11 protein-coding genes are annotated in these 13,551 nt (G+C 60.3%); 3 read left to right on the top strand and 8 right to left on the bottom strand.

Annotated elements, in window-relative coordinates; translation table 11 throughout:
• Nucleotides 1-80 precede the first annotated feature (80 nt).
• Both FGU65_RS02250 and FGU65_RS02245 read left to right on the top strand, forming a co-directional pair.
• A complete protein-coding gene (locus FGU65_RS02250) occupies nt 81-1,454 on the top strand; it encodes a lipopolysaccharide biosynthesis protein (RefSeq protein WP_301662767.1) in 1,374 nt (457 codons plus the stop codon).
• A 103-nt stretch (nt 1,455-1,557) separates the two neighbouring features.
• Complete coding sequence (locus FGU65_RS02245; protein WP_301662766.1) at nt 1,558-2,733, top strand: glycosyltransferase family 4 protein; 1,176 nt, start codon at nt 1,558-1,560, stop codon at nt 2,731-2,733.
• Between the two features lie 92 nt (nt 2,734-2,825).
• Here FGU65_RS02245 and FGU65_RS02240 read toward each other — a convergent pair whose 3' ends face one another.
• From FGU65_RS02240 to FGU65_RS02220, 5 genes are all read right to left on the bottom strand, one after another.
• Nucleotides 2,826-3,815: a GNAT family N-acetyltransferase gene (locus FGU65_RS02240; RefSeq protein ID WP_301662765.1), complete on the bottom strand. Its 990-nt coding sequence runs from the start codon at nt 3,813-3,815 to the stop codon at nt 2,826-2,828.
• A complete protein-coding gene (locus FGU65_RS02235; RefSeq protein ID WP_301662764.1) occupies nt 3,808-4,851 on the bottom strand; it encodes a polysaccharide deacetylase family protein in 1,044 nt (347 codons plus the stop codon). Before FGU65_RS02235 ends, FGU65_RS02240 begins: the two co-directional genes overlap by 8 nt.
• The gene (locus tag FGU65_RS02230; RefSeq protein WP_301662763.1) at nt 4,851-6,785 is read right to left on the bottom strand and encodes a hypothetical protein; all 1,935 of its coding nucleotides are present in this window, start codon (nt 6,783-6,785) and stop codon (nt 4,851-4,853) included. Before FGU65_RS02230 ends, FGU65_RS02235 begins: the two co-directional genes overlap by 1 nt.
• 3 nt (nt 6,786-6,788) lie before the next feature.
• On the bottom strand, nt 6,789-7,733 hold the full coding sequence (locus FGU65_RS02225; protein WP_301662762.1) for a glycosyltransferase family 2 protein: 945 nt from the start codon (nt 7,731-7,733) through the stop codon (nt 6,789-6,791).
• Nucleotides 7,734-7,841: 108 nt separating this feature from the next.
• Nucleotides 7,842-9,026, bottom strand: coding sequence for a DUF354 domain-containing protein (locus tag FGU65_RS02220; RefSeq protein ID WP_301662761.1), 1,185 nt, complete (start codon nt 9,024-9,026; stop codon nt 7,842-7,844).
• Between the two features lie 725 nt (nt 9,027-9,751).
• Here FGU65_RS02220 and FGU65_RS02215 point away from each other — a divergent pair.
• Entirely contained in the window at nt 9,752-10,018 is a 267-nt protein-coding gene (locus tag FGU65_RS02215) for a hypothetical protein (RefSeq protein WP_301662760.1), read from the top strand.
• Between the two features lie 7 nt (nt 10,019-10,025).
• Here the strand turns inward: FGU65_RS02215 and FGU65_RS02210 are convergent, their stop codons facing one another.
• The 3 genes from FGU65_RS02210 to FGU65_RS02200 all read right to left on the bottom strand — a co-directional run bounded on the left by FGU65_RS02210 (nt 10,026) and on the right by FGU65_RS02200 (nt 13,551).
• On the bottom strand, nt 10,026-10,832 hold the full coding sequence (locus FGU65_RS02210) for a potassium channel family protein (RefSeq protein ID WP_301662759.1): 807 nt from the start codon (nt 10,830-10,832) through the stop codon (nt 10,026-10,028).
• 47 nt (nt 10,833-10,879) lie between these two features.
• Nucleotides 10,880-11,473 carry an HD domain-containing protein gene (locus FGU65_RS02205; protein ID WP_301662758.1) on the bottom strand — a complete coding sequence of 198 codons (594 nt, stop codon included), beginning with the start codon at nt 11,471-11,473 and terminating at the stop codon, nt 10,880-10,882.
• Between the two features lie 329 nt (nt 11,474-11,802).
• Nucleotides 11,803-13,551 (bottom strand): radical SAM protein, encoded by a 1,749-nt coding sequence (locus FGU65_RS02200; protein WP_301662757.1) that lies wholly within the window; start codon nt 13,549-13,551, stop codon nt 11,803-11,805.

The raw sequence follows: 13,551 nt of genomic DNA, 5'->3' as shown, positions 1-13,551 counted from the left end.
TCGATGCGGCGCGAACGTTTCACCGGGACAGCCTGCATGTGTCTGCACGCCGATGAGCGTCACAGCCGGTGAGGGCACATATGATCGGGAAACTCGGATTTTGCAGAGTACTCCGGTGGTTTGAGGAAGACCTGCTGCGGCATCTCTTTCAGAACGCCGGAACGCTTCTCACCGGCAACATGGTCGCCTGGGTGCTCGGTCTCATCACATATGCCATCACCGCACGGCTGCTCGGCCCGGAACAGTTCGGCATCTTCGTCCTCATCACCACGTTTGCCTTCATCATCGATGCCCTGGTAAACTTCCAGTCATGGACGGCGCTCATCAAGTACGGCACAGAGGCACTGGAAGACGGGAAACCCAACCGGTTCATGGGTCTCGTCAAATTCTGCACCCTGCTGGATTTCGCCACGGCATGCATCGGAACCCTCATCGCCATTGCTGCTGTTGTACTGCTCGGCCAGTGGTTTGCCTGGAACCCGGAGACGGTGCGTATGGCGGCTCTCTACAGCCTGGTCATGCTCTTCAATCTCTCCGGCGTCCCGACCGGCATATTCCGGCTGTTCAAGCGGTTCCGGCTCTTTGCCGTTCAGAACATCGTATCGGCGGTCATCAGGTTCATCGGGATCCTCGTCGTCCTCGCCCTCGGGGCGGGCCTGTGGCTGGTCCTTATCGTATGGATGGTCGCAACGGTCGCGGGATACCTGCTGCTCCTGATCCTCGGGTGGCGCGAACTCTCCCGGCGAGGCTATCTGGAATACCTCAATACGCCGCTGAACGAGTCCATCGCCCGCTCGCCCGGCCTCGTGGGGTTTCTCGTGGCGACGAACCTGAACAGTTCGGTGCTGCTCGGGTCGCGGGAGGTGGACACGATCCTCATCGGCGGCGTCGTCGGCGCAGAGGGAGCGGGGATCTACAAGATTGCCAAGCAGCTGGGCTGGATACCCGCAATGCTTTCTGACCCGCTCTACCAGGCGATCTATCCGGATCTCTCACATCTCTGGGCAAAACAAGAGATCGTCCAGTTCAAACGCCTCATCATCCGGTCGGGGATCGTTGCCGGGAGCCTGGCAGCGGGGATATGGCTCGGGTTCGCCCTCTTCGGCGCACCCGTCATCAGCTTCCTCTTCGGAACGGCATATATTCAGGCGTATCCGATCGCGGTGCTCTATATGGCGACAATGATCATCGCCATCTTCGGTTTTCCTCTTGCGCCTGCAATGGCGTCGATCGGGATGCCGAGAATGACGCTCCAGGTTCACCTCCTGAGTCTGGCCGTCTACTTTCCCCTCCTGGTGCTGTTCACGCAGGCATTCAATCTTGTCGGGGCGGTGGCCGCAGTTGCGGTATACGGCCTCGTCTGGTTCGCAATCATGGTCATACTCGAAAAAGGCCTGATCGAGAAGGAGGAGAGCGCCCGAATCATCGACCATCCCACTCCGGGAGCCGAATAGCATGCTCCCACTGAAAGAAACGGCATGGCAGCGCTCCGCAGCGGGGATCGGCGCTGCCGGATCCACAACCAGTATAAAGAGTAGTGCCTCTGAAGATTCCTGTATGCGGGTCGTCTATTTCACAAGACCGCTCGAGGAGGCTCAACCAGGCGTCTCGAAGAAGATGATCGCCCAGATACGCTCCCTGCAGAGCCTGGGCGTCGATGCAAAGATATTCAGTTTCAGAGACCGGGCCGGCCTGGAACCGGGAGAAGTAACCCCCGATCAGATCTTCTACAGCCGTCCAAAGACCGCCTGCGATCCGGGCATGACCCTCGGCGCTCTGCTCCGGCGCGACATCTGCATAAACCAGGCTCTCCGCGACCTTTTTGCGTTGCTCGGTCCGACAGACGTCATCTACTGCAGGGTTCCCCCGCTCTCGATCTCAACGATACGCTCGCTGCAAAGACCCCGAAGCTGCAGGCTGGTTGTCGAGTTCCAGTGCATCGAAAGCCGGGAGCGGTGGTCAAGTGGCGAGTATCTCATCGCCCTGCACGACATCCTCTTCGGCAGGATACTGCGGCGGAAAATCGACGGCATTGTAGGGGTTACCGATGAGATCACGGCATATCAGGTGAAACGGGCGGGCTCTTCTTCCATACCCCATGTCACGATAGAAAACGGGTTTGCCGTCGACTCGGTCCCGCAGCGGGACGCCCCTGCGATGCGCGATGGGGAGCTCCGAATCCTCTGCGTCGCAAACGTAAGCCGCTGGCACGGTCTCGACCGTCTCATCAGGGGCATTGCCGCCTGCAGCGGGATGCCCGGGATCGCACTCCACATCGCCGGGGGCGGCCCCGAGATCCCCCGCCTGCGGAGCCTGGCCGGCGACCTCGGCATCAGCGAGCGGGTGGTCTTCCACGGGTTTCTGGCCGGCGAGGATTTAAGCGCCCTCTTTGACCGGTGCCATGTGGCCGTCGGGAGCCTCGGGATGCACCGGAAAGGGCTGACGCAGACGGCCGAACTGAAGGCGCGGGAGTACTGCGCCCGGGGAATCCCGTACATCATGGCATGCGCCGATCCTGACTTCTCTGCAGACTTCCCGTATATCCTCAGGGTTCCTCCCGACGAAAGCCCCATCGACATCAGGAGCATTCTGGCATTCGCCGGCGAGGTCTGCGCCGATGCCGATCACCCACAGAAGATGCGCACATATGCCCGAGAGCACCTTGACTGGTCGGTTAAGATGAAGAAACTCAAGGGTTTTCTAGAGACAGTCACTCTGGGTGCTGCGGGCTAAATCGCCGTCCGGCGGCTGTTGCTGCTCGCTTCCAGGGTTATCTACTTCATATCCGTGCCGTGTACCGAAAAGAGCTCGCCGGACGCCTGCATCTATGGCATCAGGGATGGTTTTACCAGACCAAATCCGAACCGCGATTTTTCGATGCCGTAGTACGGGACCAGTTCCGGATTGAAGCTCGAAACAAATGTACTGAGGTTCGGCGTGTTGGCGGCCATTAAATTAATGCTCACGAATCCTCGTTCCCACAGGTCCTGAAATATCCCATAGAGGAGGAGTGATGTTGCACCCGTATCCCCCCTGGCAGAATTTGATACGGCGGACCATCGATCTGCCGTGCGGCCGCTCCAGGTGATCACTTCGGCAGCGATCGCTTCTCCATCCGGCATCCTCGCGATCCACATCTCGCCGAAGGTATTCTCCGCGATCATCTCAAGCATGCCTGTCAGGAACGCCTTTGTATACGGGGGTTTGCGGTTCTGCTTCGCATAGGTATGGATGCTGAGATCCCAGTAGACCTCCGGATCATAGCATTTCCCGATACGAATACCGTTCTTCTCTCCCTTGCGGACGGCCCATCGCACTTTCTTCGAGAGCCGGGAGTCGACATCTGCAACCAGGGGGAGCATGTACGTATAGTATACGCGGCTTGCCCAGTCGTTCCGCGTGAGCGGCAGGATATCCTGAAATGCCGGTGTGTTGACGATATTCACATCGATAAAACCCATCCTGGAGATCTCGTCCGCGATACCCAGAATAATCGATCGGTTCAGCCCCTCTCGTTCTCGCACCCGGGTGCTGACGGGTTCTGGGAGGAGATACCCCCCATACGGGGTCAATCGTGCGGTGGAGTCGGCGAAGTGAAGAAGACCGAATTTTGCTCGAACATAGAGCAGGCATCCCCCCGTCAGGATATCGTCCTCATAATAGCCGACCGGCAGTGCGCTCGTACGCGATAGAGAGGCGCACGTGCGTATCCAGTCACTCATATGAAAGACCGTGCCCTGCTGAGAATCCACGGCCAGGCGGTCCCATGCACGATACTCATCGCTCTGCACCTCCCGGACGTCAATTTTAGTCATGGTTCCTCCATACCCGGGCTATCTCCGCACCGCCCGTCATCCATGCCCCCTTCTCCGCAGAGTACTTCAGGATCTTCTCATAGAACCTCCGCTGCCCGTCTCCCAGGGACGTATTATGCCAGAGGATGGTGGCGACACCCCGGCAGCGCTCGGCCGCATCGATGATGCGGCGGGTAATCTCCCACGCCCTCCGGGCATCAAGCCGCATATAGATGTCCAGCGTGACATCCATAACTGCCAGGGGGATCTCCACAATCTCGATCTCCCTGCCGGCGGTGCGGTCGTAGGGCCGGAACGGGTGGCACATCCCGTTCCGGAACCCGACGCAGTCGGCGTAGCCGAAGGTGGTATCATATGCAAACCCCGCTTCGGCGAGGCACCGCCAGGTCTTTGGGACCTGAAACCTGAGAAAGTGGTTCCGGTAGCCGACAACCGATCGGTTGAGAACCGCCTCCAGCCGTTTCTTCTCGGCCTGCAGCTGCTGCAGGTCGCAGTATGCCCGGTGGCCGCCGTGGAGCCCGACCTCCCAGCCGGCATCGGCGATCGCCCCGACCTCCGCCTCAAGCTCCCTGACGTCGTACGCGTAGTCCTCGTCGCCGGGAGCAAGAGCCAGAAAGTAGAAGCTGGAGGTTGCGCCATACTGCTCCTCGAGCGCCATAATATCCCGAAAATTGCAGAGAGGGAGTTTTCTTGACCGTAGCTGCAGAATGCCGGCAAGGCCTCCCGGGAGGTCTCCTGACTTCAGGGACCGCAGGGCAGTATACGCCTTGGCGATGGAGGGCTGATAGACGGTATCGATGTCGTGCGTCAGGCAGACGGCAAAGGGATGGCCGTCCGGATATTCGATCCTGTAGCCGCGGTCGTGCAGGTACTCCGAGACGCTGGGTTCAAACGGGCTCCCGGACGAACTCAGGTAGTGCGGAAAGCGGCCGAAGCCGTCACGGAAGCCGGAATCATACTCCTCTTTCCGGGTGAAGATGTCCCAGATGTCGGTATCCTGCCGGAGCAGCTCCAGCACTGCAGTGCGCTGCTGCATCAATGCACCTCATAGCTCGGGCAGGGGACGTAGGTCGTGACGTTCGACGACGAGTAGGCCCGGGTGTACCGGGCTCCCTCGAACCCGTCGAGGAATGCCTTCGGAGCCTTCTCGTAGGTGTAGACGTATCCGGTAGGCCGGTCGACGATGCGGCCGTTTCTGACGTTCTCCCGCAGGAGAACGACTCCCTTCGCATAGGAGCCCGGATCCGACGGGTACATGGGATACACCCACTCATAGCCGTAGTATTCCGTGAAGACGTTGGTGAACCGCCCGTCGGTCACGATGTTGTCGTTACAACTGCGTTTTGCCAGGAACCGGCCGGCATAGACCTCCGAGTCGTAATAGTATTCCCGTGCCCATGTGATGGAATCTTCGCGGACATTCGGATAGAGGGGACTGTCGCTGTTGACGAGAGAGTTCGTCGTCATGAAGAACGTAAAACAGAGGGCGATGGCGGTGATAGCGGCGATCTTCGCCCCCGGCCGTTTCAGAATAGCGAGCATCGACCAGCAGCCGATAGCGGCGAGAATGGATGCCGGAACGTATGCGTATAAAAACCAGCGGTGCGGAAGGCTTGCATTCGATCCGACGAGAGCGGGGATATAGATGAACGCAAAGAGGGCGCCGGTGAGGACGAGCAGCGTGACGCCGGTTCCACGGGAGTTCTCATGCGCAAGGACGCTGAAGAGCCCGAGGAGCATGAGAGCGACGAGGAGCGCATACCCGAGGTTGTCGAGGACAATCTGGAGCAGATCGAACTTTGCAATCTGTGTCACGGCTCCGACATTGCCGATGGCTGCTCCCTGCAGGGAGTCATAGACGGAGAAGACGACTTTTTCATAGAAGGATCGGGTTTCGGTGCCGTACGCGTGCTGCCAGTAGAGAATGGTGATGAGCCCGAAGTACGCTGCGTATTTACTGTTGAGATGGATCTGCGCTGCTCCAATCCGCAGGTTCCTGATGCTGAATCTCTGCGCCAGTGCCCCGGCAAGGATCGAGACGGATGCCACGAAAAGAACGATCGTCGGGATGACGTGTACGCAGACAACCACTGCTGCAATGAAGAAGATGAGAATCGATACCAGAGAGAACTGTCCGCCCGAGGAGAGCGTTCTGCTGAAGACCAGGAAGAGGAGCACCAGGAAAAGGATTGTCCCGAGCGACATCGGGGTGATGTCGACGCTCCACAGGATGTGCCAGCTCGACATATTGAGCAGCAGGACGGCCAGCAGTCCTGCTTTTACGTGAAAGAGGTCTCTGGTGATGAGAAAGACAAAGAGTGTGCTAACGATCATCAGGACGCCCAGCACGAAGAAGGCGTTCTTCAGTCCCATGAGAGCAACGCTCTCCAGAACGGCAAGCAGGTAATGCGTAAGCGGGAAGTCCGCGTATGCTTCGTAGCCGGCAGCGGGAAAAGAACCGTTCTGCAGGATCTCTGTGACGAGGCCGAAGTGGTACAGGGGATCGACACCGTGCAGAGCAGGGAAGAGATAATAGAGGCTCGAACGGATGAGGGCAGAAAGACCGAAGATTTCAAGCAGTATCAGGAGCGTACCCAACCCGGTCCGGGCACCCATAATCTGCAGCGCCACGAGTGCCGCCATGCCTGATACCAGCAGGAAAAAGGCTGCGGGCCGGTGGTAGGCTTCAAGCCGCAGAACGAGCAGGGAGAGGGTAAACAGAAGAGCAAACACGATGCCGCAGGCGACGAACATACGAGATTTCGAGCGGCAGATCTCTGAAGGAAAACCGGAACGGAGCAACCGGCTGCGAAATGCCTGATAAACAAGGCTCGCGCCGATGAGGGTCACGCCGATGTACTCCTGCTGCAGGTGATGCTGCACCGATACCGCACAGATCAGGCAGCCGGTGAGGAATACCAGCAGAACGACGATTTTGTCGATGGCAACAGTCGTGTATGCGATACCCATTCATCAGCTCCCGAGAAAACGGGATAGCGTCCGTCGCACCTCTGTTGCAACGACACGGTTCAGTTTTGCGAACCGGGTGATCCGGTAGTACCGCCGCACGCCGCGATCGTCGATCTTCTCTTCCCGGTGCACGATGGCCGATGCATAGCCAATCATCAGCCCGAAGCCATTGTACTGCGAGGGTGACGTCAGGTGGTACATCCCGCTGATGAGCACGTAGAGCGGATGGCAGCCAAGGTAGTAACTCTCATACCCCAGGAGGAGCGAAGATTTCCAGCGGTCTTTCTCGATGGATGTGTCCTTTCGCAGGTTGTAGATCCCGACATCCCCGAAGGACACGACACGCCATCCACTGGTCAGAAGCTTTGCGAGGGCGACACTATCGGGAGCGAAGGTCGTCACCGGGAATCCGCCGATCTGCTCGAGGGCTGTTCTGCGGTATACCCGTTTGTCGGGCATCTCGTAGGGCAGGAAGTAGTCGCGATCAAACCGGGCTTCGCCGATCGCATCGGGAGAGGGAAGGGGAGCGCCAGGCCTGAGCGTATACGACGCCCCGCTTGCGACACCGATCCCGGCATCCTCCTCCAGCCTTCGGATGAGCGATGCGAAGAAGTCTCCCGGCAGCAGGACGTCTGCATCGGTCTTGCCGACGTAGTCGTACTCGATGCCCCGCTCACGGGCGATCTGCCGTGCATACTCGTATCCCTCCCACACGCCGAATGCGAAGTTCAGGTGCCCCTGACGCGCCGAGAAGGCCTCCTGCTGCTTCAGGTATATCCAGGCGTGGCGCTCCTGCAGCTCCCGGATTTGCTCGAGCGTGCCGTCGCTGCTCCCGCCGTCGACGAGTACCCAGATCGCAGGCAGAACCGTCTGGCCGAGGATACAGGCAAAAGCCTGTTTCAGTACTGCAGCTTCATTCTTTACCGGTGTGATGAGGATATAGGTCATTGCCCTCCTCCAGCGAGCCCCGGGACGAGATGTTCCGCACCCAGAGGCGAGTGTTCCGGCACTGCCCGCATGCCGATTCCGGAGACCGGCTTGTCTGCGATCATCTCTTCACTCTCCGGCAAGGATCGACTCCATCTGGTTCAGGATCGACTGCTTCACAAGCCGTGACGCATCCCGGTCCACCCGCTGCTGCGGTCTCCCGGAATCCAGAACATGCGTCACGATCTCTTCGGGGTCTCGCGAGTGGAGGACGCGTCTGTCGTCGACGAGCTGCCGATCGACCGAGAGAAGGTGCTCGCTCGGGAAGAACGATACCGATTTTTTTCCCATGCATGCCGCTTCACGGGCCATCGTCCCCGATCCGGTCAGCACGGCATCCGCATAGTGGCAGAGGTCAAGGCCGTGGAGCGAGGCGTCAGGGATGAATACCTGCGAGGAGCCGTTTACATGCCGGCGGTCACTCCCGTTTCGCGGGAGATAAACGATGTTCATTCCTTCGCGCACCAGGCCTTTGATAATCGCCGGAACGATGCTTCGCTTCTCTTTCACATAGAAGGCGTCAAGGGCTTCTGGCCGTACAACGACAAACCGTTCGTATGGCACTTTTTCCCGAAAGCGAGCGTCCGGGGTGTAGTCTGCGAGGTATATGTCCTCCTTGTAGCCATCATATACTACGATCTTCTCGTCGTCCACGTACCTGCCGAAGGTATCAGAGCACGCACGCGGGATGACCAGATAGTCCGCAGACAGTTTGATCTTCGTCTCGAGATCCTGGTACAGGGATGTCTTCTGGATGAACTTGAGATCGTTGTCGCAGAACTGAAACGAGGTCTTCCCCCGCACTTTCGAGATGAGTGTGCTCATTCCGTTCTCAAAGGACATCGACACGTCGAAACGGTTCGCGGATGTGAGTAATTGCGCGGTCCGAACCGCCATGAGAAGGATCTTACTCACCGGCCGTACCCCATCTCTTCCGATTATCGTCCCTTCAATCCCGAATGAATGCCCCAGATGAACGGTCTCTGCACGTTCCCGGTAGGTCACGGCTATCTGGAAGTCGGTGAGGTCATGCATCAACGCATTGAAAAACAGCACATCGGAGGGATTGATAAGGTCGATCCATATCCGCCGTTTACCGGGTGCCGGGTGAATGACGAATTCTTCAGAATACGGTTGCGGAAGTGATCTGGCGGGGAAACCGCCAACGGGCTGTCCATACTCCAGACAGCCGGGTCCTGATGGATAATTGCTGTCGATAGACGTCTTTTTCGGCAGCAAACTTTGATTTTTCATGTTCCCCCCATATGATCCCGTGACTCCTCTCACGGGAGAGTTTTGTACCACATGGTACCCTGAAGAGGCTGCTTTTCGCCATGATGGAGAGATCCTGCAGGAATGCCGGTCTCGACGCTGCCTCCGGGTGCAGTATGCCCCTATCCGCTCCTGGCCTGAAGGAACGCTGACACCCCGGCCGTCCACGTTATAGTTATGGACATACTTATGGACGCAACAGAGATCGACTCATATATAATAAAGGTTTCCCTCACGATCAGGGTGATCAGGGGTGTGAGAGAGGGCCGTTGCCGATTGGCGTGTTTTTTATCCGCCTTAATTTTATAAAAGTGATTCATATACAGTATCACGCAAAATTACCTGATGCCAGCATGACAGCAGGCGTGGGGCGTGCTCTCGAGGCAGTGCTCATCCCGGAGAATCGACAATCCCAAGACGGTCAGAAATGATGTGAAAGCATGTAAAAGCGCTCAAAAACAGCAGAATGGCAGAGGCAGACTGCCACCGTGCAGCTGCGAGACGCCCGGATGAATCACGCACACCTCTCTTCGACATTCGTTGACGGGGCAGCAGGGTGCGGCACGCCTTTGTGAAGACATAAGCCGCGGACACCCTCCTCATACATGAAGATGGAAAACAATGTTTCAGGGATTGTAGACCTGCCGCCGGACAGGCGAGGCTTTATGGAAGAGCGGGGCAAAGAACGCATATACGGTGAAGATGCTATGGTAACGACGCGTGATATCATCAGGAAACTGTGGGATGCCCAGGGCTACGGGAACGTCGCGGTCTACAGCGACGGGACGGCGCTACAGGTCGCTCCCGGGGATACCGGCGAGGCCGGTGGGAAGCAGCCGGTGGCGCTCTTCAAGGCGATCCCGCTGGTGGGCAAATTCCCGATGCTCGACCACGCCCTCGGCGACGCCGAACTCCTCGACGGGATCGAGCAGACACTCCGCGAGCAGGGGATGGCAATCGAGCGGGGAGTGTAATCGCCGGTCACCGGATCGTCGCAGACGCCAGATCGTCGAACGGATTTCTCCGCACTGCCAGTGAGAAGATGTACGGATAGGCAGTGCGCAGGTGCTGCAGGTAGCCGAGCCACTCGAGTGCCAGGTGCCGGTAAGCCCGGGAGATGTCGCTGGCCAGATGGGCACGGTCGGCGTCGGGGAGTGCGGCAAGATTGTCGCGGAGCATGAGTTCCTCCCGCAGGTGGAAGACCGCGTACAGAAGATCGGTGAAGGCGTCGTGCTCGAAGATGGCCGGGTTCTCCATGAGCCGCAGGAGATACTCCTTCTTCCCTTCAAGGAGGATCTGCAGCCCTGCAAGGTCCGCCACATTGCCGTCGATACCGTAGCGGTGCTCCTCGAAACACTGCCGGACCCGGACAAAATCGTCGCCCCGGACGTCCAGGTTCTCCTGGATCGCGTCGACCTCCGGGTCGAGACGGGCAAAAGCCCTGAGGATCTCGGTGCCGGCCTCGCTGTAGAAGGCGCCCACGATCATAGTGATCTTCCGGCGGCGCGCCCGGCGCTCGTTTCGGGAGACGAAACTCTCGACGACGGTTGCGAAGACGGAGACGAACGTTCCCACCCCGGCGATGATGAGCAGGGCGGCCACCAGGCGGCCGGCGCCGGTCTGCGGCACGATGTCCCCGTAGCCGACCGTTGCGATGGTGACGATGACGAAGTAGGCGGCGTCGGGGAGCGAGAGACCTTCGGTCGCCATCACTCCGAGAACGCCGCCGATGACGATCAGGGCGAGCAGAGCGAAGGAGATCGTTATCCGGGAGGTTGCGGAGACCATTATGGTGTACACCGCTCCCGGGGGTATATATGTGCCGGAACACCCTCTCAGGGCAGCGTGACGGTGCCGTCCGTCTCGTCGTCGAGGGCCTCGAGAAACGCCGCGAGGAACGCGTGCCTGCGCTGTGCAAGAACCCGGGCGCTCTCGGTGTACATGCGGCCGGAGAGCTGCAGCAGCTTTTCGTGGAAGTGGCCGGTCGCGTCCGCGATGCCTCCTCCCCGCTCCCCTGCCTGCATGAACGTGCGGGCGATGCCGACGGCGCCCATCGCATCCAGTTTGTCTGCATCCGAGAGGATCTGTGCTTCCAGCGTTTCCGGGGCGATGCCGGTGCTGTAGCGGTGCGCCCGGATGGCGTGGGCGATCCCGGCGATGCGGTCATCCGGGTAGCCGATCGACCGGAGGAAGGACTCCGCCATCCGTGCTCCCTCCTCTTCGTGGGGAACGCCCGTCTCCTCTTCACGCGGCCGTGCGATGTCGTGGAAGAGGGCGGCCGGGATGAGGATGCTCATATCCGCGCCTTCGCGGGCGCCGAGCGCCTCGCAAAGAAGGGTGACCCGTTGCACATGGTCGAGCCCGTGCGCCCCTGCATCGCGGAAGACCGTCCTGACATAGTCCCGGATCTCCTCCAGCGGTTCGTCCATGAGAAAGTATCTGGTTTCAGGGGAGAAAACGGTTGGGAATTCGGCTGCAAAAAGGTGTGGATCTCTCCCGGTCACGCCGGGGAAGGCCACCGAAACACCTCGTCGAAGGTGAAGTGCGTGAAGTTCGCGAACGGTGCGTCCAGAATCCCCTCTTCGAGGTCCTCCGTTGCCACGGCGAACGCACCCGCATCCGGATACGCGATGAAGCTGTACTCGGTCGTGCCCGAGTACTGCTCCGAGACGGACGCCGGAACCCTACCCGGAGCGTCGAGCGCCGCAACGTAGATGGTGCCTCCCGCATAGTCGCCCGTGACGTTCCCGGAGCCGTATCACCGCTCCGTTCCCGGGTGAGCAAACGACCGGTTTGCGGCGGCAGCCCGGTACGGCACCCCGTAGAACCGGCGATAGAAGGCGTCTGCCTCCTCCTCGATATCGAAGGAGAAGCGGTCAGGATGGAGGATGTTTGCGATCGTCATCAGGCCGAGGATCCACCGGGGGCTCCCGAAGTCCCACGAGGGATGCATCGCGTAGACCTGCCCGTTCCTGACCGCCGGCACGGCGAGGTCGTGTTCGCTGCAGTAGCGGAGGGTGTCCTCCACCGTGGAGGTGAGGAAGCCCGAGGTGACGAGGTACTCGGGGCTGAACGCCAGGAACTCCTCCCGTCCGATGGTGACGCCCGGCTTTCCCTCCCTGCCGATGGCTCTGTTGACGTACGTGCCGCCGGCGGCCTCGACAAGCTTGCCCTCAAACCGCCCCGGGTTGAGGGCGAAGAGCGGGTGACCCATGGCATAGTAGACGCGGGGGCGCGGTGCGTCCGCCACCCCTTCCCGGATGACGGCAAGCCGTTCCCGGATGTAGGTGCAGAGATCCTGCCCCGCCTCCACCCGGTCCGTCCGGTGCGCAAAGTCCATGACGAGGTCGAGGTAGGCGTCGACGTTGTTCATCCGCTCGTGGAGCTCTTTGCCGAGCATCCCGCTCCGGAGCACCTCCCCCCAGATTCGGGCGAGCGCTGCCTGGTCGCGCACCCCGAGGCAGGATAGGATCGCCCAGACCATCTCGAGACCCCGGGTGACCCGGTAGCCGCCCATCATCCCGGGTTCGGCGAAGACCTCGGTACTGACACTGCCCCTGACCGGCAGGGCGGCGCCGCACGCACAGACCGTCTGCGCCGTTCCCGAGAGGTGAGAGCCCATCGGGCCAAAGAACTCCCGCTCGATGCAGGGCGTCCCGCAGGCAGGGCAGACGGTCGTGAGGTAGGCCGTGCCCGGTGAGTTGAAGAGATACGTCCAGGGAAGAATCCCGCGGAGGCGATCGCAGAGATCCTCGCTTGCGTAGATCGTCGGCTCCTCTCCGAGCCCCGCGTCGCCGAAGGGGACGAACCGCATCACCTGCAGCGGGATCTCGGGCGAGATCGCAGCGAGCATCCGTGCCGCCTCGAGCACTTCGGCTTCGCCACTCTTCCGGAAGACGATCGAGACCTCGACGTGCACTCCGCCCTCATGGAGCGTGCGGATCGTGCGGAAGACCGGTGCGGCGCTTGTCGCACCGCAGGCGCAGTACGATGCGTCGGAGGCGCCCTTGAGCCCGATGTTGGCGAAGTCTATCCTCCCGGCGAGCCGCTCTGCAGACGAGGCGGTCATGTAGCCGTTCGTGGAGCAGCCGACGAGCAGACCCTGCTCCTTCGCCCGCTCTGCGAGGGTGCAGAAGGTCGGGAAGGAGGCGATCGGGTCGTTCAGCGCGAAAGCGATCCCGGTGCAGGCATGCCCGGCGGCCATGCGGAGGAGGTCGTCGGTCTTCAGGGCGATCTTGGACGCTGCCAGCGATTCGGCGTTTCCGACGAGCACCTCCGAGACACACCCGCCGCAGGTGAGGTTGCACCCGACGGTGCAGACCTGCAGGAACGTGCTGCCGGGGGAGAAGTGCAGCACCGGCAGCGTCTCGACGGCGACGGGGAAGGCGGCCAGGAAGGCATCCGGGAACCTCTCAACGATCCCGGTGCCGTCGTTTGTGTACATCCGGCACCTGCCGGTCGCTCCCGGCGGGATATCGCACCCGACTTCACAGATTGTGCAGCGCAT

Source organism: Methanoculleus frigidifontis, from assembly GCF_030464345.1.
Classification (GTDB): domain Archaea; phylum Halobacteriota; class Methanomicrobia; order Methanomicrobiales; family Methanoculleaceae; genus Methanoculleus_A; species Methanoculleus_A frigidifontis.
Note: the sequence above shows the minus strand (reverse complement) of the source record. Positions and strands in the feature narration are given on the sequence as shown.